This window comes from Brevundimonas fontaquae (genome assembly GCF_017086445.1).
Lineage (GTDB): Bacteria > Pseudomonadota > Alphaproteobacteria > Caulobacterales > Caulobacteraceae > Brevundimonas > Brevundimonas fontaquae.
On record NZ_CP070968.1, the window covers coordinates 1,758,308 to 1,777,218 of the forward strand.

Genomic DNA, 18,911 nt, shown 5'->3' on the forward strand with positions numbered 1-18,911 from the left:
GGCCTGTGCCGCGTCCGATGATCGCGCTCAGCCCCCAGACCCGTACCGCCTTCCGCGACCTGCTGAACCTGGCATGGCCGGTGATCCTAGCGCGCATCGGGATCATGACCATGGGGCTGACCGACGCCATCGTCGTCGGCAACTATTCCAGCCAGGAACTGGCGTTCCATTCGTTGGCCTGGGCGCCGACGTCGATCGTGGTGACGACAGCAGTGGGCTTGATGCTGGGCGTTCAGGTGATGACGGCGCGGATGCTGGGCGAGGGGCGTCGGCACGCTGTCGGCTCGGTGCTGCGTCGCGGCCTGACCTATTCGTTGCAGATCGGCGTGGTGTCGATGATCGCCCTGATCGCCATTGGCCCGTGGGGACTGGGCAAGCTGGGGCTGGAGGACGGTCTGGCGGAGGGCGCGGGGCCTGCCCTGGTGGTGTTCGCCCTGTCCATGCCCTTCTATCTGATCTCGGTGACGGGCCAATTCTTCCTAGAGGCTCTGGGCCGGCCCAAGCCCGGCATGGTCGCCATGTGGGTGGCGAACGGGGTCAATCTGGCGCTGAACATCGTGCTGGTGCCGGACCTTCTGGGCTTCGGCTTCGACGGCGCCTTCGCCTCGGCCTGGGCGACGTTCGGGGCGCGGGCGGCGCTGGCGATCTTTCTGGTGATCTACATCCTGCGTCTGCCCGAGGCGCGGGCGTTGGGCATCTTCGACAAGCCCGAGCGCGATCCCAAGGCCGCGCGCGAGCAGGTCAAGGTCGGCCTGGGCGCCGGGGCCTCCTACTTCATCGAGGTCGGGGCCTTTTCGGGCTTCACCTTCTTCGCCGGTCAGATCGGCACGGCGGAGACGGCGGCCTGGGCGGTGGTGCTGAACGTCTCGGCGATCGTCTTCATGCTGCCGATGGGGCTTTCGTCGGCGACGGCGGTGCTGGTGGGCCGCAGCTATGGGGCCGGCGACGGGCGAGGGGTGATGCGCGCCGGGCTGGTGGGGCTGGGCGTCGTGACGGCCCTGACATTGGTGGTCGCCCTGCTGGTCTGGCCCAGCGCCCATCTGATTGTCGGCGCCTATAATCGCGATCCGGCCCTGCTGGCCATCGCGGCGCCGGCGCTGGTGCTGGCGACGCTGTTCTTCGTCGCGGACGGCATTCAGGTCGTGGCGGCCCAGGCCAACCGCGCGGCGGGCGATGTCTGGTGGCCTACGATCATGCATTTCGCCGCCTACGGCGCGGTGATGATGCCGCTGGGCTGGGTTTTGGCGCACCAGATGGGCGTCAACGGCCTGGTCTGGGCGGTGGTGATCGCCAGCCTGGCGTCCTCGACCCTGCTGACGGGGCGTTTCATCCGTATTGCGCGCCGTCTTCCGCAAGGCGTTTGAGGAAACCGCGCCGCCGCTCTATATCCCTGCGCTTCCCCGAACACCTGGACGATCATGGCCCGCATCCTCATCACCTCGGCGCTGCCCTACATCAATGGCATCAAGCACCTGGGGAATCTGGCGGGCTCGATGTTGCCGGCCGACGTCTGGGCGCGGTTCAAGCGGGCGCAGGGTCATGAGGTCCTCTATATCTGCGCCACCGACGAGCACGGCACCCCGGCCGAGCTGGCCGCCGCCGCCGCCGGCCAGGACGTGCGGACCTATTGCGACGAGCAGCACGAGATCCAGAAGGCCGCCGGCCAGGCGTTCGGCCTCAGCTACGACTGGTTCGGCCGGTCGTCGAACCCGCAGAACCATCGGTTGACCCAGCATTTCGCCGAGGCGCTGGAGAAGAACGGCCTGATCGAGGAGCGGGTGGATCGGATGATCTATTCGATCGACGACGCCCGCTTCCTGCCCGACCGCTATGTCGAGGGAACCTGCCCCCACTGCGGCCATGTCGGCGCGCGCGGTGATCAGTGCGACAACTGCGGACGCCTGCTGGACCCGACCGACCTGATCGATCCCTATTCGTCGGTGTCGGGCTCCAAGAACCTGGAGGTGCGCGACACGCGTCACCTCTATCTGCTTCAGACCAAGATCGAGCCGGAGATCCGCGCCTGGGTCGACGGCAAGACGGGCTGGCAACAGCTGGCTAAGTCCATCGCCTATAAACATCTGGACGAGGGACTGATCGATCGGGGCATCACCCGCGACCTGGCCTGGGGCGTGCCGGTGACAAAGGATGGCTTCCCGCGCCCGGGCATGGAGGACAAGGTCTTCTACGTCTGGTTCGACGCCCCCATCGAATACATCGCCGCGACCGAGGAATGGGCCGAGGCGACGGGCGGATCGTGGCGTGACTGGTGGCGTCTGGACGAGGGGGCGGAGGACGTTCGCTATGTCCAGTTCATGGGCAAAGACAACGTGGCCTTCCACACCGTCAGCTTCCCCGCGACCATCATCGGCTCGGGCGAGCCGTGGAAGACGGTGGACCAGCTGAAGGCCTTCAACTGGCTGAATTGGTACGGCGGCAAGTTCTCGACCAGCCAGAAGCGCGGCGTGTTCATGGATCAGGCGTTGGAACTGCTCCCGGCCGACTACTGGCGCTGGCGCCTGACGGCCTATGGGCCGGAGCACGCGGATTCGGCCTTCACCTGGGAGGATTTCCAGGCCTCGACCAACAAGGACCTGGCCGATGTGCTGGGGAACTTCGTCAACCGCATCGTCAAGTTCGCCGAATCCAAATTCGACGGCGTGGTGCCCGAGGGCGGCGAGGGCGGGCCGGTCGAAATCCAGCTGGAAGCCGACATCAAGGCCGCCGTCGCCGAGGCGACCGAACAGCTGGAGGCCATGGAGTTCAGAAAGGCCGCCGTCGCCATCCGCGCCGCCTGGGTGTTAGGCAACGAGTATCTGCAGGTCGCGGCGCCCTGGACGGCGCTGAAGACCGATCGCGACCGCGCGGCGGTCGGGGTGCGGACGGGTCTGAATCTGGTCGCTCTGTTCGCGCGCCTGGCCGCGCCGATCCTGCCCTTCACCGCGCCCAGGATCGCGGCGTCGGTTGGGGTCGACGACCTGAGTTGGCCTGGCGCCGACGAGGATCTGCTGAACCGTCTGCCGGTCGGCGGCAAGGTCGAAGCTCAGGGCGTCTTGTTCGCCAAGATCGAGGACGCCCAGGTCGCGGAATGGTCCGAACGCTTCGGCGGCGCGGACGCCTGATCCACCCCACGTGTGTGGCAAAGAAAAAGCCGCGCTCGGGATCGAGCGCGGCTTTTATCTACGCGGCCTTTGATCAGTCCTGTTCGGCGAACACGACGGGAAGCCCCGCCGCGTTCCAGGCCTGGATGCCGCCGGTCAGGTTGAACAGCGGCTGGCCATCGGGGCCCGTCGGGCCGACGAAGGCGCAGACTTGATGGCTACGGCCGCCCTTCAGGCATTGGACGATGATCTTCTTGTCGGCCGGAAGGTCCAGCGCCTCCCAGGCGGCGGGCATTTGGCTGAGCGGGGCCAGGATCGCGCCGTCGATACGGGCGGCGGCGAACTCGTCCGGCTCGCGCACATCGATCAGCACCGCTTCGCCGGCCTGCAGCCAGACGGCGGCTTCTTCGACTGTGACGGTGGCGACCGTCATGGCGCGACCGTCGGTTCGGCGGGGGCCGGCGTCGGGCTGTCCTCGGTGCGCTTCTGGCCCAGGTGTTTGGCCGCTTCCTCGGGACCGATCTCAAGGAAGGCGGGGGCCGAGGCGTTGAATTCGTCCATATGGCCGGTGCGAACCACCACTTGACGGGCGCCGTCCCAGATCATGTGCAGGGCGACATAAAGGACGACGACCAGACCGATGTAGCCGATCCAGCTGAAGCGGTGCAGAAGCTTGGCGATATAGGTGGCGGCGACGCCCATCAGGGCGATCGACAGGACCAGGCCGAAGACCATGATCCAGGGATGTTCGTGCGCGGCGCCGGCGACGGCCAACACATTGTCCAGCGACATGGTGATGTCGGCGACCATAATCTGAAGCAGGGCGGCGCCGAAGCTCTTGCGCTTCAGGCCCAGTTCCTCGGGCGACGGACCAGAGCCGTGCTCGATGCTCATGGCCAGTTCGAGTTCCTTTTCGGCCTCGGCCTGGTCGTGCGTCGCCTGCTCGCGCAGTTCGCGCCACATCTTCCAGCACACCCACAGCAGCAGAAGGCCGCCGGCCAGCAACAGGCCGACCAGAGCCAGCAGTTGCACGGTGATCAGCGCAAAGCCGATTCGCATGACGACGGCGGCGGCCAGGCCGATCAGAATGGCCTTCTTGCGCTGGTCCTGGGGCAGGGCGGCGGCGGCCAGGCCCACGGCGACGGCGTTGTCGCCGGCCAGGACCAGATCCATCAGCAGGACCTGGCCCAGGGCCGTGGCCTGGCTGGCGAGTTCGGGAGACGAGAGGAATTCCATTTCCGCTCCTTAGCCTCGGTGCGGCGTTCTGTCAGCCGCGTTGCGCGCGCGCCGCTTCATAAAGCGCGACCGCCGCCGCATTGGACACGTTCAGGCTCTCGAATCCGCCCGGCATGGGGATCTTGGCCAGAACATCGCAGTGTTCAGCGACCAGACGACGGATGCCGTCGCCTTCGGACCCCATGACCAGAATGGTCGGCTGATGATCCAGCGCTTCTTCCAGCGTCTGTTCGCCCGTTCCATCCAATCCGACCGCGCGCCAGCCCAGATCGGCCAGACGCTCCAGCGCACGTGACAGATTCGTGACGCGCGCATGGGGCAGGCGTTCGGTGGCGCCGACGGCCGCCTTGGCCAGGGCGCCGGCCAGGGCCGGGGCATGACGGTCCTGAACGATGATTCCCCGCGCGCCGAAGGCCAGGGCCGATCGGAAGATGGCGCCGACGTTCTGGGGGTCGGTCAGCTGATCAAGCATGACGATGACGCCCTCAGCCGGATCGGCCAGCTCTTCCAGCGACACGCCCTCCAGCGGTCGGACCTTGAAGGCCAGTCCCTGATGTACGGCGCCGGGGGGTAGCATCCGGGTCAGGGCCTGGATTTCGACCACCTCGATCTTGTGGCCGTTTGCGAGAGCGTTGTTCTCGATCTCGGCGGCGCGCTCGGCTGTGGCCAGCAGACGCCCCATGCCGCGACGGGCGGGATTCGCCAGAGCGGCCAGAACCGGGTGGCGGCCCCACAGAAAATTATCGGCGTCCGACTTGCCCCGATCGGGCGAACGGGGCTGACGAGCAGTTTCCTCGCGCCGGCCAAACCCTTGCGCGGCGGGCTTTTGGCCTTTGTCGCGAGGGCCGTCGGGACGGTTTCCGAAGACCGGTTTTTTACCGCTTTTACGGTCGTTGCGTTCTGATTTCGACGACACTATAAGACGCCCTCCGATTTGGAGCCCCAAGGGCTTTCGGGTCTGGGCGCCCCCTCTATCCTAGAGGAGGCGACAAGCCGAAGGCTTTTGTTTCGTCCCGCTTCTTTATGGGCGGAAACGAGGGGTCCGACGGTTCGATAAGGCGCGCTGGGGGAATGTCCCGAGTGGCAAAGGGGGGGGACTGTAAATCCCCTGCGTAAGCTTCGAAGGTTCGAGTCCTTCTTCCCCCACCACGCGCCTTGACGGATACGACGGATCAGGACGACGGAGAGGAACCGGCTGCGGCGTTCCGAAAGAACTTCCGCAGTCTCCGCGCGGGTATAGCACAATGGTAGTGCAGCAGCCTTCCAAGCTGAGGATGTCGGTTCGATCCCGTCTACCCGCTCCAGGTTTTTAAAAGATCAGCATCGCGCCCCTCCGCTGACGGACCCGGGCCATCAGGAGTTTGGCCATGGCCAAGGAAAAGTTCGAACGGACGAAGCCGCACTGCAACATCGGCACGATTGGTCACGTTGACCACGGCAAGACGACGTTGACGGCTGCGATCACGATGACGCTGGCGAAGGCCGGCGGCGCGAAGGCGATGAACTACGCCGACATCGACGCTGCGCCGGAAGAGAAGGCTCGCGGCATCACGATCAACACCGCGCACGTGGAATATGAGACTGCCAACCGTCACTACGCCCACGTCGACTGCCCCGGCCACGCCGACTATGTGAAGAACATGATCACCGGCGCCGCGCAGATGGACGGCGCGATCCTGGTGGTGTCGGCTGCTGACGGCCCGATGCCGCAGACCCGCGAGCACATCCTGCTGGCTCGTCAGGTCGGCGTGCCGGCCCTGGTGGTCTTCATGAACAAGGTCGACCTGGTCGACGACGAAGAGCTGCTCGAGCTGGTCGAGATGGAAGTGCGCGAGCTGCTGAGCTCGTACCAGTTCCCCGGCGACGACATTCCGATCACCAAGGGTTCGGCCAAGGCCGCGACCGACGGCGTGAACCCGGAAATCGGCGAACAGCGCGTTCTGGCCCTGATGGAAACCGTCGACGCCTACATCCCGCAGCCGGAGCGTCCGGTCGACCTGCCGTTCCTGATGCCGGTCGAAGACGTGTTCTCGATCTCGGGCCGTGGCACCGTGGTCACGGGCCGCGTCGAGAAGGGCATCATCAAGGTTGGTGAGGAAGTCGAGATCGTCGGCATCCGTCCGGTCCAGAAGACGACCTGCACGGGCGTGGAAATGTTCCGCAAGCTGCTGGACCAAGGTCAAGCGGGCGACAACGTCGGCGTGCTGCTGCGCGGCACGAAGCGTGAAGACGTCGAGCGCGGCCAAGTGCTGTGCAAGCCGGGCTCCATCACCCCGCACACCAAGTTCCTGGCCGAAGCCTACATCCTGACCAAGGAAGAAGGCGGTCGTCACACCCCGTTCTTCACGAACTATCGCCCGCAGTTCTACTTCCGCACGACGGACGTGACCGGCATCGTTCAGCTGAAGGAAGGCGTCGAGATGATCATGCCGGGCGACAACGCCGAGCTGAACGTCGAGCTGATCACCCCGATCGCGATGGACCAGGGCCTGCGCTTCGCCATCCGTGAAGGCGGCCGCACCGTCGGCGCCGGCGTCGTGGCCAAGATCATCGCCTAAGCGAAACGGCCTCAAGCCGCGCGCCTCCGCGAGGCGCGCATCGGCCGAACAACAGAGTAGCGTAACAGAGCGGCCCCCGGAGCAATCCGGGGGCCGTTTTGCTGTGCGGGCGACCACAGGCGTCCGCAACGGGGCTCCCGTTCAGGCGTTAGGGTCGTCTGCCCAACAGCCAAGGTTGACGATGCGTCTGATCTCGTTGCTTGCGTGCCTTGTCGCCCTGTCGGCCTGCGCCACCCATCCCGGCAAGGTCGATCAGGTCCGGTTCGCCAAGGACGCCGAGCCGGTGTTGGCGACGACCGAAGCCGGGACGGTGCGCGGCGTCGAGGGGGCGGGGACGCGAGCGTTTCTCGGCGTGCCGTTCGCGGCGCCGCCCGTCGGCGATCTGCGCTGGCGCGCGCCGCAGCCGGTCCAGGCTTGGCAGGGCGTTCGGGATGCGACGCGGATTGGTTCGGACTGCACCCAGGCGATCGGGCGACGTTCGATCCTGGGCGGCGGCGGCGGGATCGTCGTCGGGTCCGAGGACTGTCTGTATCTGAACATCTATGCGCCGGGCGGGGAGGCGGCCGAGGCGCGACCCGTGATGGTCTATATCCCGGGCGGCGCCTTCACCGTGGGGGCGGGCGCCAACTACGATCCCTCGAAACTGGCGCGCGAGCAGGGGCGGGTGGTCGTGACGATGAACTATCGGCTCGGCGCGCTGGGCTGGCTGGCGCATCCCGGGTTTCAGGCGACCGGCGAAGGCTTCGGCGGCAACTTCGGCCTTATGGATCAGCAGGCGGCGCTGAAATGGGTGCATCGGAACATTGCGGCCTTCGGCGGCGATTCAGGCGACGTCACCCTGTTCGCCGAGAGCGCGGGCGCGTGGACGGCCTGTTACCTCATGGCGTCGCCGCAGTCGGAGGGGCTGTATCAACGGGTCATCATGCAGAGCGGCGGGTGCCTGGAGCCGTCATCCCTGGTCAAGGCGCAGGACGCGGCCCAGTCGGGGCCGATGTTCGCCGAAAGGCTGGGCTGCACAGGCGACGATCAGATCGCTTGTCTGAGAGCGCTTCCGGCCTGGCGGCTGTCGCGGGCGGCGTCATTGAGGGCGGGGATCAACGGGCCGGGATCATGGGGACCGGTGCACACGGACGCCACTGTGCCGGAAAACCCGGCGGTCGCCATCCGAGAGGGGCGGTTCACGCGCGTGCCCGTCCTCGTCGGGACGAACCTCGATGAGGGGCGGCTGTTCGCGAACGAGGTGCAGGACATGGATCGCTATCAGAAGGAGACGATCTGGATGTACGGCGACGAGGGTGAGCGGGTGCTGGCGCGCTATCCTGTGGGTGAGGACGGGCCCGCCTATGCCATCGCTGCGAACTTCACGGACCAGAGGTTCGCCTGTCCGTCACAGGCCTTGCGACGTCTTCTGGCCCACCATGTGCCGGTGTGGGGCTATGAGTTCGCCGATCGAGAGGCGCCGTTCGTCTTGCCGGACTGGATCGTCGGTCTGGATCTGGGCGCCTATCACGCCAGTGAACTGGCCTATGTGTTCGGCACGCGCTGGGTGTTTGCTGATCCCAAGCGGTTCACGCCGGAGCAAAAGGCTCTGTCTGAGCGGATGCAAAGGCTGTGGGCGACGTTCGGCAGTTCGGCCTTCGCCGCCGAATGGCCCCGCGTCGAAGGTGCGGGGCCGGTGCGGGTGTTCAAGCCGGAGGGCGATGTGATGGACGACGGCTTTTTCGAACGCCACCACTGCGACTTCTGGGACGGGACGCCGTTCGGCACCGTCCACTAGATAAAGCGGACAGTGACGCCCGGTTTGACCTTGTCGGCCAGCATCCAGGCGTCCCAGTTGGTCAGGCGCACGCAGCCGTGCGAGGCCGTTTTGCCGACCAGATGGGGGTCCGGCGTGCCGTGGATGCCGTAGCTCGGCTTGTTCAGATCGATCCAGACAACGCCGACCGGATTGTTGGGGCCCGGTTTGACGACGACCTTCTTCTTGCCGTCGCCATAGCTGAGTTTCGACGGGTCGTAGGTGTAGTCCGGGTTTCGCGCCACGCCGTTGACCTTGACCGTGCCGGTCGGGGTCGGGTTGTCGCCGCTGCCGATGGTGGCGGGGAAGTAGGCGATCAGCTTGCCGTCGGCATCAAACGCCTTGACCGAGCCTTCGCTCTTGTCGACGTCGATGTGGTCCACGTCGGCGGGCAGGGGGGCGGTGTTGACGGCGGGGACAAGCAGGCCCTGGCCAACGCGGTTGAAGTCGGCGCTGGGGTTCATCGCGCGCAGCAAGGCCTCGGTGACGTGGAAGCGCTCGGCCAAGGCCTCGACGATATTGGCGTAGCCCATGTGGGCCGCCTGACCTTGAGCCTCCAGCTGCGTGGGGACGACGCCGAGGTAGGGTCCGGCGATGTCCTCCTGGGTGATGGTGTAGGTGGTGGTCACCGCGCCCGGTCCGGCGGCGGCGCGCAGTCGGCCCATCACGTCGGCGTTCAGCTCCCCGTTCACCGTCATGCCGTTGGCTTCCTGAAACGCGGAGATCGCCTGACGCATGTTCGACCCCGCCAGGCCGTCGATCGCGCCGGGCGAGAAGCGGGCGCGCTCCAGAAGAACCTGGGCGCGGATCAGGGCGGGCTGCGGCTGCTGCTGGGCGGCATTCGGGCTGGCCGGCTGGTCCTCTTGTGCGGCCGGCGGCGGCGCGTAGGCGGTGTTTTCGATGGCGTCTCGAGAGAGCGGGCCGGTTTGGCCCACTTGCGCGGTCTCGGCCGTCTGCGCCGCTGGGGCGGCTGTGTTCTCCTCCTTCGGCGAGCAGGCGCCCAGAGCGAGAACAGCGAGTGCGGCGAGGTAGGCGGGACGATTCATAAGAGACTTTCGAGACGGTGAGTGCAGGCGGTCGGTGTTCAGTTGGGTTCGCCGGTCGCGGGGTCGGTTTCGGTTTCGCCGGAGTTGGACGAATCCTTGGAACCCTTGGGCTCGGTCGCCGGGCGCGGCGGCTGGCCGTCGGCGTCCGGCCGCAGGTTTTCGTTCTCGACGGCTTTGCTGTCAGGGCGTTGATCGGTCATGGTCTTCTCCTTGGGTCACTCAAACGCGCCAGGGCGATCGCGGCTCCGTCGACGTGCGTTCACCATGCCGGTGAACCCTGATGAAACGCGCATAGGGCAGGGTGCGGCGTGGAATGGACCTTGCTGCGCAAGGCCCCGAGAGGATACTTATGGCCGGAATGCTGCAGGTCGAGATCATGGACGCGGCGGCGATGGACGCCGCCGCCATAGCCCTTTGGCGTGCGTGGACGGCTGACAATCCTGATCTGGCCAGCCCCTATTTCCGCTGGGACTATGCCGAGATCGCCTCACGGGTCTGCCCCGGCGCTGCGATCGCCGTGTTCCGACGGGACGGTGAGATCGTCGGCTTCTTCCCGCATCAGCGACGCGGCGGGGCGGTGCAGCCGCTGGGCGCGCCCATGAACGACTATCACGGCGTCATCGCCCCGGCGGGCGAGACGATCACGCTGGAAGAGGTGGCGCGGCTGTTGAACGCCAAGCGGCTGAACGTGCCCGGCTGGATCGGCGCGGGCGAAACGGGCCAGGCGCGCGAGACGGTGCAGGTGGCCATGCCCGAGGCGGGCTATGACGATTGGTACGCCGAGCGTCGCAAGACCTTCGGCAAATACTTCAAGGACAAGGAGCGGGCGCGCCGCAGCCTGGAGGCTGAACTGGGGCCGATCCGGGTGGAGCGGGGTCTCAGAGATCCGGCGCTGCTGGATCATCTGATCGCGCTGAAGGCGGCGCAGTATCGGCGCTCGGGGCTGCATGACATCTTCGCCTGCGGCTGGACGCGGGATCTGCTGCACGCGCTGATGAGCGAGCCGCGAGAAGGCTTCGGCGCCTCGATGGCGGCCATGCATGCGGGCGACAAGCTTGTGGCGATCGAGTTCTCGCTGCACGCCGGGCGGCATTACCATTTCTGGTTCCCGGCCTATGAGCCAACGCTTGCGCGGTGCTCGCCGGGCATCCTGCTGAGCATGGACACAATGCGGCTGGCGGCGGCCGAGGGTTTCCGGGTGTTCGACTTTGGCTTCGAGGGCGAGACCTACAAGAAGTATTTCGTCAACGCGCGGCAGACGGTGCGCGAAGCCGTGGTGATGCAGCCGGGCGTGACCCAGGCGCTGGGCGACATCACGGTCGCGGCGCTGAACAGGGCGGGCGGACGCGGCGAGGCGGTGCGGGCGTCCCTGCGTCGGCGCTGGGCCACGATCGAAGCCTGCGAGGCGACGCCCGTCGGGCGGCTGAGGGGCGCGGCGGTCGCCGCACGGTCGGCTGTTCAGAAGGCGGCCGCAAAGAAGAAGACGCCGGCGCGCGTCGCCCACGTTTGAGGACATCGGCATGACCCAGCGCCGCACACGCTATCCCGGCCCGATCGCCGAGGCCAAGACCCACGCGCACACCCTGATCGAGCAAGGGTTCGCCGAGGATGCGGCGCTGGCCGCCGTGCTGGATCGCTATCCGGCCGAACTGTTCGACATCAACCTGTATGACTACGACGACGAGGGTCAGGTGTCCTTGCGTACCGGCGCGCGCGGGCGGCTGTCGGGCGAGGAACTGCTCGAGGCGATCAAACAGGGTCGGCTGTGGGTCAATCTGCGTGGGGTCGAGACGGGCTGGCCCGAACTGTGGGCGGCGGCGATGAAGGATTTCGCCGCGATCCAGGCGACCTATCCGGGGATGCGGGCGGTGCGAAACGCGGGGCAGCTGATCCTGTCGTCGCCCAAGGCGCGCGTGCCCTATCATTTCGACGCGGCGGGCGTGGTGCTGTTCCATCTTCGTGGGCGCAAGCGGCTGTTCGTCTATCCCGGCGACGAGGGGCATCTGCCCGAGCGAAACATGGAACAGGTGGTTGCGCGCCAGACGACCGAGGAACTGCCTTACACGCTGGCGTTCGAACAGGACGCGCAGGTCATGGATCTGGAGCCAGGCCGCGCCCTGACCTGGCCGCTGTATGCGCCGCACCGGGTGGAGAATCTGGACCGCTTCTGCGTCAGCCTGTCGATGGATTTTCAGACCTGGCCGTCGCGGTTCCGCAACGGGGCGCTGTTCACCAATGCGGTGATCCGCAGCCGGGGCGGGCGGCCGCGCTTCACCGACGGCATGACAACGCCGGAGCTGGCGGCACGCTGGGCCGCGTCGCTGGCGCTCAAGAAGGCGGGCGCGATGAAGAGCAAGATCGCCAACTTCGAGCGTGACTTCGAGCCGGAGATCGGCGCGGCGGACGGCGCGGGCGCGCTGAACGCCAGGTCATAAGCTCGGGGCGTTAATTCGAGTTCATGACCTCGAGTTAAAATGACTTGGGCGCGGGCGGCGCGCACCTTCTCTTCAGAACCGGGCTCCTCACATCCGGGAAGGGAAAACCGCTCATGAAAACCGCACTGATCGCCGCCGCCGCCGTCGCCACCCTGACCGGGTTTGTCGCTGCGCCCGCTTCGGCCGCCGAGGTCGAGATACGCAACGCCGTCGCCCGTGTGGTGGTCATCGTCGAGGATCGTCAGGATATCGGGGTCGAGGTCACGCAAGGCCAGACGCGCTTGCCGGCCATCCAGGTTCGCCGCGACGGCAATGACGTGAAGATCGGCGGCGGCCTGCGCCGTAACGGCATGTGGGGCGGCAACAGCGCCATTCGCGGCTGCAACTCCGGTCGCAGCGATGCAGGCCAGCCGGGGCAGGGCGCGACCGTCGAGGTACGCGACCTGGGCCGCATCCGCCTGGAAGACGCGCCCTTGATCGTCGTGCGCACGCCGCGCGCGGTGGATGTCAGCGCCAGCGGCGCGGTCTTCGGCTCGGTCGGACGCGGCGCGCGATCGGTCGAGTTGGACAATGGCGGCTGCGGCAATTGGAACGTGGCCAATGTGGATGGCGATCTGGAACTGGGACTCGGGGGCTCGGGCGCGATCCGCGCCGGCACGTCTCGATCGCTGAAGGCCAGCGTCGGCGGATCGGGCTCCATTTCCGCCGGAGCAACCGGAGCCCTGAAGGCGGCTGTCGGCGGATCGGGCAATGTCGAGGTGGCCAGCGCCGGCGGACGCAGTGAACTGTCCATCGGCGGCTCGGGCGGTGTGAACGTGCGGCAGGGCCGAATGGACAAGCTGTCGGTCGCCATCGGCGGCTCGGGCGATGTTCGCTACGGCGGCGCGACGCGCGACCTGGACGTGGCGATCGCCGGATCGGGCAGCGTCCGCGTCGCCTCGGCCACGGGATCGGTCTCTCGCTCCGTCGTCGGATCGGGAACCCTGCAGATCGGGCAGTAAGACCCGAGCGACGAAAAGGCCCCCGGTCGTGGAACCCCGGGGGTCTTTTCCGGCCAAACAAAAAGCCCCGGCGGATCGCTCCGCCGGGGCTCTTCGCATGGCTCAGGTCCGAGATGCTTAGAAGACGTTCAGGACGCTGGAGATGGCCGAGACGCCCAGGTTGGCGCCGGCGCGGTCACGCGCTTGCAGACCGCCGCCGAACGAATAGCGCAGGCCGACCGACCAGGTGTCGACGTCCAGCGAATCGATGTCGGCGCGGGTATAGGCGGCGCCCAGCGAGAACGGGGTGTTCTCGAACTCGTATTCGGCGCCCACGCCATAGGTCCAGGCGTCGGTGTCGCCGCCCGAGAAGTCGACGTTGTTGTAGGCGACGCCCGCGTTCAGGCGCAGGTTCGGCATGACGTAGAAGGCGGCGTCGGCGCCGACGGTCCAGATGTCGGCGTCCACGTTGTCAGCGGTCGTGTAGGCGACTTGGCCAGTCAGGGTGGCGTTCGACAGATACTTCTGCGCTTCAGCGCCCACGGTCCAGATCGGCTCGTTGCCGCTGCCGATGCCGTTGGCGGCGACGAAGGCGCCGGCGCGGACGTCGGAGGACCACATCTTGGTCAGGTGAGCGGCGGCGGCGCCGGTGACGTCTTCTTCGCCAAAGGCCTTGGTGTAGTCGATCGCGCCGTTCAGGGTCACAGTCCAGTCCTGGGCCGGCAAGGCGACCGAGCCGTCAACGGTCCAGACGTCGGCGTCGACGTCGTCGCCGGCGACTTCGATCGACGGGTTGGAATAGGTCACGCCGACCGAACCGATGGCGTCTTGGGCGAAGGCCGGGGCGGCGAACAGGGCGGCGGCGGCCGTGGCGAGGAGGATCGTCTTCATTTTTCTTTTGTCCTTAGCAGTCTGCACCCGGATGGGGGTCCGGGGAGGGGCGCTGCTATCAGCCTAAAACGAAGCGGAGCAATAAACCGACGTTCGATTGACCTGAGGTGGCAAGGTTGTTGCGCAACAGCCACGCGTTGCGGCCAGATTGTGTCACGACTTGGCGATCTGTGGGGCAAGTCGTTAATCCCGCACCGCAGTCGCGCCCATGCACTATAAAGAGGGCGTCCGACGCCGCCGATGTCGCCGCCGAATGTGTCTTCGCGCCGTGCGCAGCCCTCGGCGAAGACCGCGTCGAAATCCTGTGTCAGCCCGGGTTTGCGCGCTTGACGAAATCAGAATCGATAGGCATAAGCCACCACTCTTGTTGGACCGGCTGTGCAGTTCGCTGCAAACGCGGTTCGCAAGAACGACCTAAGTCACTGTTCTTTGCAGCTTCTTGGGATATCAACGGCCTTCGCGGGCAACTGCGTGGGCCGATCGTTTTTGCGGATTTGCGTTCCCTGAGGGCTTTTTGCCCGAAGGCCTTCGGTCTTTGAAATGGTTCACAGGGACGCGGTCCTCCGACCGCATTGGAAGTAAGCACCGATATGGATCAAAGCATCCGCATCAGGCTCAAGGCCTTTGATCACCGCGTCCTCGATTTTTCGACGCGCGAGATCGTTAATACCGCCAAGCGCACCGGCGCGACCGTTCGCGGTCCGATTCCGCTGCCGACCCTGATCGAGAAGTTCACCGTGAACCGCTCTCCGCACGTCGATAAGAAGTCGCGTGAGCAGTTTGAAATCCGCACGCACAAACGCGTGCTCGACATCGTCGACCCCACCCCGCAGACCGTGGACGCGCTCATGAAGCTCGACCTGTCCGCCGGCGTGGACGTCGAGATCAAGATTTAAAGTAGAAAGAGGCGGGATCCGATGCGCACGGGCGTGATCGCCAAGAAGCTGGGCATGACCCGCGTGTTCGCCGATGACGGCGCGCACGTACCGGTCACTGTGCTGCAGCTCGACGGCTGCCAAGTCGTCGGCCAACGTACCCAGGAGCGTGACGGCTACGTCGCTCTCCAGCTGGGCGCTGGCACGAAGAAGGCTAAGAACACCAACAAGGCTCAACGCGAGACCTTCGCCAAGGCGGAAGTCGAACCGAAGGCCTATGTGACCGAGTTCCGCGTCGATGCGGACGGTCTGCTGGACGTGGGCGCCGAACTGTCGGCCGAACACTTCCTGGTGGGCCAGAAGGTCGACATCCAGGGCGAGACCATCGGTAAGGGTTTCGCCGGCGCCATGAAGCGCTGGAACTTCGGCGGCCTTCGCGCCACCCACGGCGTTTCGGTCTCGCACCGTTCGCACGGTTCGACGGGTAACCGTCAGGACCCGGGTCGCACGTTCCCCGGCAAGAAGATGGCCGGCCACTACGGCACCGAAACCGTCACCACCCAGAACCTGACCGTCGTCCGCGTGGACGCCGAGCGTGGCCTGATCCTGATCAAGGGCGCTGTCCCCGGTCACGACGGCAGCTACGTCAAGGTTCGCGACGCCATCAAGAAGGCTCGCCCGGCCGACGCTCCGTTCCCTGGCGCGCTGAAGTCGAGCAAGTCTGCTGCTCAACCCGCCTCGACCCCGGCTGAAGAAGCCCCCGTCGAAGCGACCGAAGGCGGTGAAGCGTAATGAAACTCTCTGTCATCCAACTCGACGGCAAGGCTGCTGGCGACGTGGAACTGTCGGACGCCGTCTTCGGCATCTCCGACATCCGCGGCGACATCCTGGCCCGCACCGTCAACTGGCAACTGGCCAAGCGCCGCGCCGGTACGCACAAGGTTCAAACCCGCAACGAGAACTCTCGTACGGGTAAGAAGATGTACAAGCAGAAGGGCACCGGCGGCGCTCGTCACGGTTCGCGCCGTGCACCGCAGTTCGTCGGCGGTTCGCGCGCCTTCGGCCCGATCGTTCGCGATCACGGCTTCTCGCTGCCGAAGAAGATTCGCGCGCTGGCTCTGCGTCACGCCCTGTCCTCCAAGGCCAAGTCGGGCGACCTGATCGTGGTCGACACCGTCTCGGTGAAGGAAGCCAAGACCGCTTCGCTGCGTGAAACGCTCGGCAAGCTGGGCTGGACCAAGGCTCTGATCATCGCGGGTCCCGAAGTCGATACGAACTTCGGCCTGGCCGCACGCAACATCCCGCACATCGACGTGCTGCCGAACGCCGGTCTGAACGTCTATGACATCCTGCGGGCTGACAAGCTGGTGCTGACGAAGGCCGCTATCGAGGCCATCGAAGCCCGCTTCAGCGATAAGGAAGCCGCGTAATGGCCGCTCAACCTACCGCCAAGCACTACGACACCATCCTGGCCCCGGTGATCACCGAAAAGGCCACGATCCTGTCCGAGCAGAACAAGGTCGTCTTCCGCGTCGCCGACACGGCGACCAAGGACGAGATCGCCGCTGCGGTCGAAAGCCTGTTCAAAGTCAACGTCCTGAAGGTCAACACCCTGGTTCAAAAGGGCAAGACCAAGCGCTTCCGGGGTATCCTGGGTCGCCGGGTCGACATCAAAAAAGCGATCGTGACGCTGGCTGACGGCCAGTCGATCGACGTCACCACGGGGCTCTGATCAGATGGCCTTGAAACATTACAATCCGACCTCGCCGGGCCGTCGCGCCCTCGTGCTGGTTGACCGTTCGGAACTCCACAAGGGCCGTCCGGAAAAGTCGCTGACCGAAGGTCTGACCAAGTCGGGCGGACGGGGGCAGGGCGGTCGCATCGCGGTCCGCTTCCGCGGCGGCGGCGCCAAGACCCTGTACCGCAAGATCGACTTCAAGCGTCGCAAGTGGGACATGGTCGGCACGGTCGAGCGTCTGGAATACGATCCGAACCGCACGGCCTTCATCGCGCTCGTGACCTACGAGGACGGCGAGAAGACCTACATCATCGCGCCGCAACGCCTTAAGGCGGGCGACACGATCGTCGCGGGCGAAAAGACCGACGTGAAGCCGGGCAACGCCATGCCGCTTCGTTCGATGCCGGTGGGTACGATCATCCACAACATCGAAATGAAGCCGGGCAAGGGCGCCCAGCTGGCCCGTTCGGCCGGCGCCTACGCCCAGCTGGTCGGTCGCGATCAGGGCTATGCCCAGATCCGTCTTGGCTCGGGCGAACTGCGTATGGTCCTGGACGGCTGCATCGCCACGGTGGGCGCGGTTTCGAACCCCGACCACATGAACCAGAATCTGGGCAAGGCCGGTCGCAAGCGTCACATGGGCTGGCGTCCGCACGTTCGCGGCGTCGCCATGAACCCGATCGACCACCCGCATGGTGGTGGTGAAGGCCGGACCTCTGGTGGTCGTACCCCCGTCACGCCGTGGGGTAAGGACACCAAGGGCACTCGTACCCGCAAGAACAAGGCTACGGACAAGTACATCATCCGTACCCGCCACGTTAAGAAGGCTCGCTAAGAATGGCCCGCTCCTCCTGGAAAGGCCCGTTTGTCGACGGGTATCTGCTCAAGAAGGCCGACGCCGTTCAATCGTCGGGCCGCAAGGACGTGATCAAGACCTGGTCGCGCCGCTCCACCATCCTGCCGCAGTTCGTCGGTCTGACGTTCGGCGTCCATAACGGTCAGAAGCACGTGCCCGTGTCGGTCTCGGAAGAGATGGTCGGCATGAAGCTCGGCGAGTTCGCCCCGACCCGGAACTTCCCGGGTCACGCGGCGGACAAGAAGGCCAAAAGGAAGTAACCGATGGCCCAGACAAAAAACGAGCGTCGGGTCGCCCCGACCGAGGCCCGCGCCAAGCTGGTCAACGTGCGTATCAGCCCGCAAAAGCTGAACCTGGTCGCCGCTTCGATCCGCGGCATGCCGGTCCAGAAGGCGCTGAACGAGCTGGAATTCAGCCGTAAGCGCATCGCTGGCGACGTCCGCAAGGTCCTGTATTCGGCGATCTCGAACGCCGAGAACAACCACAACCTCGATATCGACAATCTGGTCGTCGCCGAGGCCTTCGTGGGCAAGAACCTGGTGATGAAGCGTTTCGCGAGCCGTGCTCGCGGTCGTTCGTCGCGCATCCTGAAACCGTTCAGCGAGATCACCATCGTGGTCCGTGAAGCCGGCGAGGCCGCCTGATGGGACAGAAAATCAATCCGGTCGGTCTGCGCCTCGGCGTGAACCGCACGTGGGACAGCCGCTGGTTCGCCGCCGGCGCCGACTATTCCCGCCTGCTGCACCAGGACCTGAAGCTGCGCGAGTGGCTGCGGGAACGCCTGGCCGCCGCCGGCGTGTCGCGCATCATCATCGAGCGCCCGCACAAGAAGTGCCGCATCACCATCTACGCCGCCCGTCCGGGCGTCGTGATCGGCAAGAAGGGCGCTGACATCGAGAAGCTCCGCAAGGACATCTCGGCGCGCACCGAGGGTGAAGTTCACCTGAACATCATCGAAGTCCGCAAGCCGGAAACCGATGCGCAGCTGATCGCCGAGAACATCGCGCAGCAGCTGGAGCGCCGCGTGGCCTTCCGCCGCGCCATGAAGCGTTCGATGCAGTCGGCCATGCGTCTGGGCGCCAAGGGCATTCGTATGAATGTCTCGGGTCGTCTGGGCGGCGCGGAAATCGCACGTATGGAATGGTACCGCGAAGGTCGCGTGCCGCTTCACACGCTGCGCGCCGACATCGACTATGGCTTCTACGAAGCCAAGACGACCTACGGCATCATCGGCGTGAAGGTCTGGGTCTTTAAGGGTGAAGTGCTGGAGCACGATCCCATGGCGCAGGACAAGCGTTGGGCCCAGGAAGCTTCGGGTCCGTCCTCGAACGAAGGCCGCGAACGCGGCGGCCCCCGTGGCGACCGCGGTCCGCGTCGCGACCGGGGACGTGAGAACTAAG

Annotated in this window: 21 protein-coding genes and 2 tRNA genes; 17 read left to right on the forward strand and 6 right to left on the reverse strand. The window is 65.9% G+C overall.

What is annotated here, in order from left to right; translation table 11 throughout:
• Positions 1–5: 5 nt before the first annotated feature.
• Both JX001_RS08600 and metG read left to right on the forward strand, forming a co-directional pair.
• Positions 6–1,364: an MATE family efflux transporter gene (locus JX001_RS08600; RefSeq protein WP_241004587.1), complete on the forward strand. Its 1,359-nt coding sequence runs from the start codon at positions 6–8 to the stop codon at positions 1,362–1,364.
• 54 nt (positions 1,365–1,418) lie between these two features.
• A complete protein-coding gene (gene metG, locus JX001_RS08605) occupies positions 1,419–3,122 on the forward strand; it encodes a methionine--tRNA ligase (RefSeq protein WP_205680761.1) in 1,704 nt (567 codons plus the stop codon).
• A gap of 73 nt (positions 3,123–3,195) precedes the next feature.
• On the opposite strand, the gene JX001_RS08610 is transcribed toward metG, so the two are convergent.
• Genes JX001_RS08610 through rlmB form a run of 3 tightly spaced genes read right to left on the reverse strand, consistent with a single transcriptional unit; the run spans position 3,196 to position 5,253 of the window.
• Positions 3,196–3,534, reverse strand: a complete 339-nt coding sequence (locus tag JX001_RS08610; protein WP_205680762.1) for a rhodanese-like domain-containing protein — start codon at positions 3,532–3,534, stop codon at positions 3,196–3,198.
• Positions 3,531–4,337, reverse strand: coding sequence for a TerC family protein (locus JX001_RS08615; protein WP_055754934.1), 807 nt, complete (start codon positions 4,335–4,337; stop codon positions 3,531–3,533). Before JX001_RS08615 ends, JX001_RS08610 begins: the two co-directional genes overlap by 4 nt.
• Positions 4,338–4,368: 31 nt before the next feature.
• Complete coding sequence (rlmB, locus tag JX001_RS08620; protein WP_205680763.1) at positions 4,369–5,253, reverse strand: 23S rRNA (guanosine(2251)-2'-O)-methyltransferase RlmB; 885 nt, start codon at positions 5,251–5,253, stop codon at positions 4,369–4,371.
• A 149-nt stretch (positions 5,254–5,402) separates the two neighbouring features.
• Here rlmB and JX001_RS08625 point away from each other — a divergent pair.
• From JX001_RS08625 to JX001_RS08640, 4 genes are all read left to right on the forward strand, one after another.
• A tRNA-Tyr gene (locus tag JX001_RS08625) sits at positions 5,403–5,486 on the forward strand.
• An 81-nt stretch (positions 5,487–5,567) separates the two neighbouring features.
• Positions 5,568–5,641: transfer RNA gene (locus JX001_RS08630), tRNA-Gly, on the forward strand.
• Positions 5,642–5,704: 63 nt separating this feature from the next.
• The gene (gene tuf, locus JX001_RS08635; protein ID WP_017506879.1) at positions 5,705–6,895 is read left to right on the forward strand and encodes an elongation factor Tu; all 1,191 of its coding nucleotides are present in this window, start codon (positions 5,705–5,707) and stop codon (positions 6,893–6,895) included.
• Positions 6,896–7,076: 181 nt separating this feature from the next.
• Positions 7,077–8,672 (forward strand): carboxylesterase/lipase family protein, encoded by a 1,596-nt coding sequence (locus JX001_RS08640; RefSeq protein WP_205680764.1) that lies wholly within the window; start codon positions 7,077–7,079, stop codon positions 8,670–8,672.
• Here the strand turns inward: JX001_RS08640 and JX001_RS08645 are convergent.
• Together JX001_RS08645 and JX001_RS08650 are read right to left on the reverse strand one after the other, a co-directional pair.
• On the reverse strand, positions 8,669–9,736 hold the full coding sequence (locus JX001_RS08645) for a L,D-transpeptidase family protein (RefSeq protein WP_205680765.1): 1,068 nt from the start codon (positions 9,734–9,736) through the stop codon (positions 8,669–8,671). The two genes, JX001_RS08640 and JX001_RS08645, sit on opposite strands and share 4 nt — an antisense overlap.
• Before the next feature lie 38 nt (positions 9,737–9,774).
• Positions 9,775–9,936: a hypothetical protein gene (locus JX001_RS08650; RefSeq protein ID WP_165117191.1), complete on the reverse strand. Its 162-nt coding sequence runs from the start codon at positions 9,934–9,936 to the stop codon at positions 9,775–9,777.
• Positions 9,937–10,085: 149 nt separating this feature from the next.
• Here JX001_RS08650 and JX001_RS08655 point away from each other — a divergent pair, with 149 nt between their 5' ends.
• The 3 genes from JX001_RS08655 (at position 10,086) to JX001_RS08665 (ending at position 13,172) form a co-directional block, all read left to right on the forward strand.
• Entirely contained in the window at positions 10,086–11,246 is a 1,161-nt protein-coding gene (locus JX001_RS08655; protein WP_205680766.1) for a GNAT family N-acetyltransferase, read from the forward strand.
• A gap of 10 nt (positions 11,247–11,256) precedes the next feature.
• Positions 11,257–12,171, forward strand: coding sequence for a transcriptional regulator (locus tag JX001_RS08660; protein ID WP_205680767.1), 915 nt, complete (start codon positions 11,257–11,259; stop codon positions 12,169–12,171).
• 113 nt (positions 12,172–12,284) lie between these two features.
• Positions 12,285–13,172, forward strand: coding sequence for a GIN domain-containing protein (locus JX001_RS08665; RefSeq protein ID WP_205680768.1), 888 nt, complete (start codon positions 12,285–12,287; stop codon positions 13,170–13,172).
• Positions 13,173–13,289: 117 nt separating this feature from the next.
• On the opposite strand, the gene JX001_RS08670 is transcribed toward JX001_RS08665, so the two are convergent.
• The gene (locus tag JX001_RS08670; RefSeq protein ID WP_066551211.1) at positions 13,290–14,042 is read right to left on the reverse strand and encodes a porin; all 753 of its coding nucleotides are present in this window, start codon (positions 14,040–14,042) and stop codon (positions 13,290–13,292) included.
• Positions 14,043–14,632: 590 nt separating this feature from the next.
• Between JX001_RS08670 and rpsJ the strand changes: the two genes are divergently transcribed.
• Genes rpsJ through rpsC form a run of 8 tightly spaced genes read left to right on the forward strand, consistent with a single transcriptional unit; the run spans position 14,633 to position 18,910 of the window.
• Positions 14,633–14,938: a 30S ribosomal protein S10 gene (gene rpsJ, locus JX001_RS08675; protein ID WP_003164367.1), complete on the forward strand. Its 306-nt coding sequence runs from the start codon at positions 14,633–14,635 to the stop codon at positions 14,936–14,938.
• A 21-nt stretch (positions 14,939–14,959) separates the two neighbouring features.
• Positions 14,960–15,709 (forward strand): 50S ribosomal protein L3, encoded by a 750-nt coding sequence (gene rplC / locus JX001_RS08680; RefSeq protein ID WP_055753390.1) that lies wholly within the window; start codon positions 14,960–14,962, stop codon positions 15,707–15,709.
• The gene (gene rplD, locus JX001_RS08685; RefSeq protein ID WP_017506058.1) at positions 15,709–16,347 is read left to right on the forward strand and encodes a 50S ribosomal protein L4; all 639 of its coding nucleotides are present in this window, start codon (positions 15,709–15,711) and stop codon (positions 16,345–16,347) included. Before rplC ends, rplD begins: the two co-directional genes overlap by 1 nt.
• On the forward strand, positions 16,347–16,649 hold the full coding sequence (locus JX001_RS08690) for a 50S ribosomal protein L23 (protein ID WP_008260292.1): 303 nt from the start codon (positions 16,347–16,349) through the stop codon (positions 16,647–16,649). Before rplD ends, JX001_RS08690 begins: the two co-directional genes overlap by 1 nt.
• Positions 16,650–16,653: 4 nt before the next feature.
• Positions 16,654–17,490 (forward strand): 50S ribosomal protein L2, encoded by an 837-nt coding sequence (rplB, locus tag JX001_RS08695; protein WP_055753391.1) that lies wholly within the window; start codon positions 16,654–16,656, stop codon positions 17,488–17,490.
• A gap of 2 nt (positions 17,491–17,492) precedes the next feature.
• Positions 17,493–17,771, forward strand: a complete 279-nt coding sequence (gene rpsS / locus JX001_RS08700; protein ID WP_017506055.1) for a 30S ribosomal protein S19 — start codon at positions 17,493–17,495, stop codon at positions 17,769–17,771.
• A 3-nt stretch (positions 17,772–17,774) separates the two neighbouring features.
• The gene (gene rplV / locus JX001_RS08705) at positions 17,775–18,155 is read left to right on the forward strand and encodes a 50S ribosomal protein L22 (protein ID WP_017506054.1); all 381 of its coding nucleotides are present in this window, start codon (positions 17,775–17,777) and stop codon (positions 18,153–18,155) included.
• Positions 18,155–18,910: a 30S ribosomal protein S3 gene (rpsC, locus tag JX001_RS08710; RefSeq protein WP_017506053.1), complete on the forward strand. Its 756-nt coding sequence runs from the start codon at positions 18,155–18,157 to the stop codon at positions 18,908–18,910. Before rplV ends, rpsC begins: the two co-directional genes overlap by 1 nt.
• Position 18,911 lies beyond the last annotated feature (1 nt).

Coding starts and splice junctions, on each gene's coding strand:
- JX001_RS08650 (WP_165117191.1), bottom strand. CDS start 9,936: ATGACCGATCAACGCCCTGACAGCAAAGCCGTCGAGAACGAAAACCTG.
- rplC (WP_055753390.1), top strand. CDS start 14,960: ATGCGCACGGGCGTGATCGCCAAGAAGCTGGGCATGACCCGCGTGTTC.
- JX001_RS08615 (WP_055754934.1), bottom strand. CDS start 4,337: ATGGAATTCCTCTCGTCTCCCGAACTCGCCAGCCAGGCCACGGCCCTG.
- tuf (WP_017506879.1), top strand. CDS start 5,705: ATGGCCAAGGAAAAGTTCGAACGGACGAAGCCGCACTGCAACATCGGC.
- JX001_RS08610 (WP_205680762.1), bottom strand. CDS start 3,534: ATGACGGTCGCCACCGTCACAGTCGAAGAAGCCGCCGTCTGGCTGCAG.
- JX001_RS08665 (WP_205680768.1), top strand. CDS start 12,285: ATGAAAACCGCACTGATCGCCGCCGCCGCCGTCGCCACCCTGACCGGG.
- JX001_RS08645 (WP_205680765.1), bottom strand. CDS start 9,736: ATGAATCGTCCCGCCTACCTCGCCGCACTCGCTGTTCTCGCTCTGGGC.
- JX001_RS08655 (WP_205680766.1), top strand. CDS start 10,086: ATGGCCGGAATGCTGCAGGTCGAGATCATGGACGCGGCGGCGATGGAC.
- rpsS (WP_017506055.1), top strand. CDS start 17,493: ATGGCCCGCTCCTCCTGGAAAGGCCCGTTTGTCGACGGGTATCTGCTC.
- rplV (WP_017506054.1), top strand. CDS start 17,775: ATGGCCCAGACAAAAAACGAGCGTCGGGTCGCCCCGACCGAGGCCCGC.
- JX001_RS08690 (WP_008260292.1), top strand. CDS start 16,347: ATGGCCGCTCAACCTACCGCCAAGCACTACGACACCATCCTGGCCCCG.
- metG (WP_205680761.1), top strand. CDS start 1,419: ATGGCCCGCATCCTCATCACCTCGGCGCTGCCCTACATCAATGGCATC.
- rpsC (WP_017506053.1), top strand. CDS start 18,155: ATGGGACAGAAAATCAATCCGGTCGGTCTGCGCCTCGGCGTGAACCGC.
- rplD (WP_017506058.1), top strand. CDS start 15,709: ATGAAACTCTCTGTCATCCAACTCGACGGCAAGGCTGCTGGCGACGTG.
- JX001_RS08670 (WP_066551211.1), bottom strand. CDS start 14,042: ATGAAGACGATCCTCCTCGCCACGGCCGCCGCCGCCCTGTTCGCCGCC.
- JX001_RS08660 (WP_205680767.1), top strand. CDS start 11,257: ATGACCCAGCGCCGCACACGCTATCCCGGCCCGATCGCCGAGGCCAAG.
- rpsJ (WP_003164367.1), top strand. CDS start 14,633: ATGGATCAAAGCATCCGCATCAGGCTCAAGGCCTTTGATCACCGCGTC.
- rplB (WP_055753391.1), top strand. CDS start 16,654: ATGGCCTTGAAACATTACAATCCGACCTCGCCGGGCCGTCGCGCCCTC.
- JX001_RS08640 (WP_205680764.1), top strand. CDS start 7,077: ATGCGTCTGATCTCGTTGCTTGCGTGCCTTGTCGCCCTGTCGGCCTGC.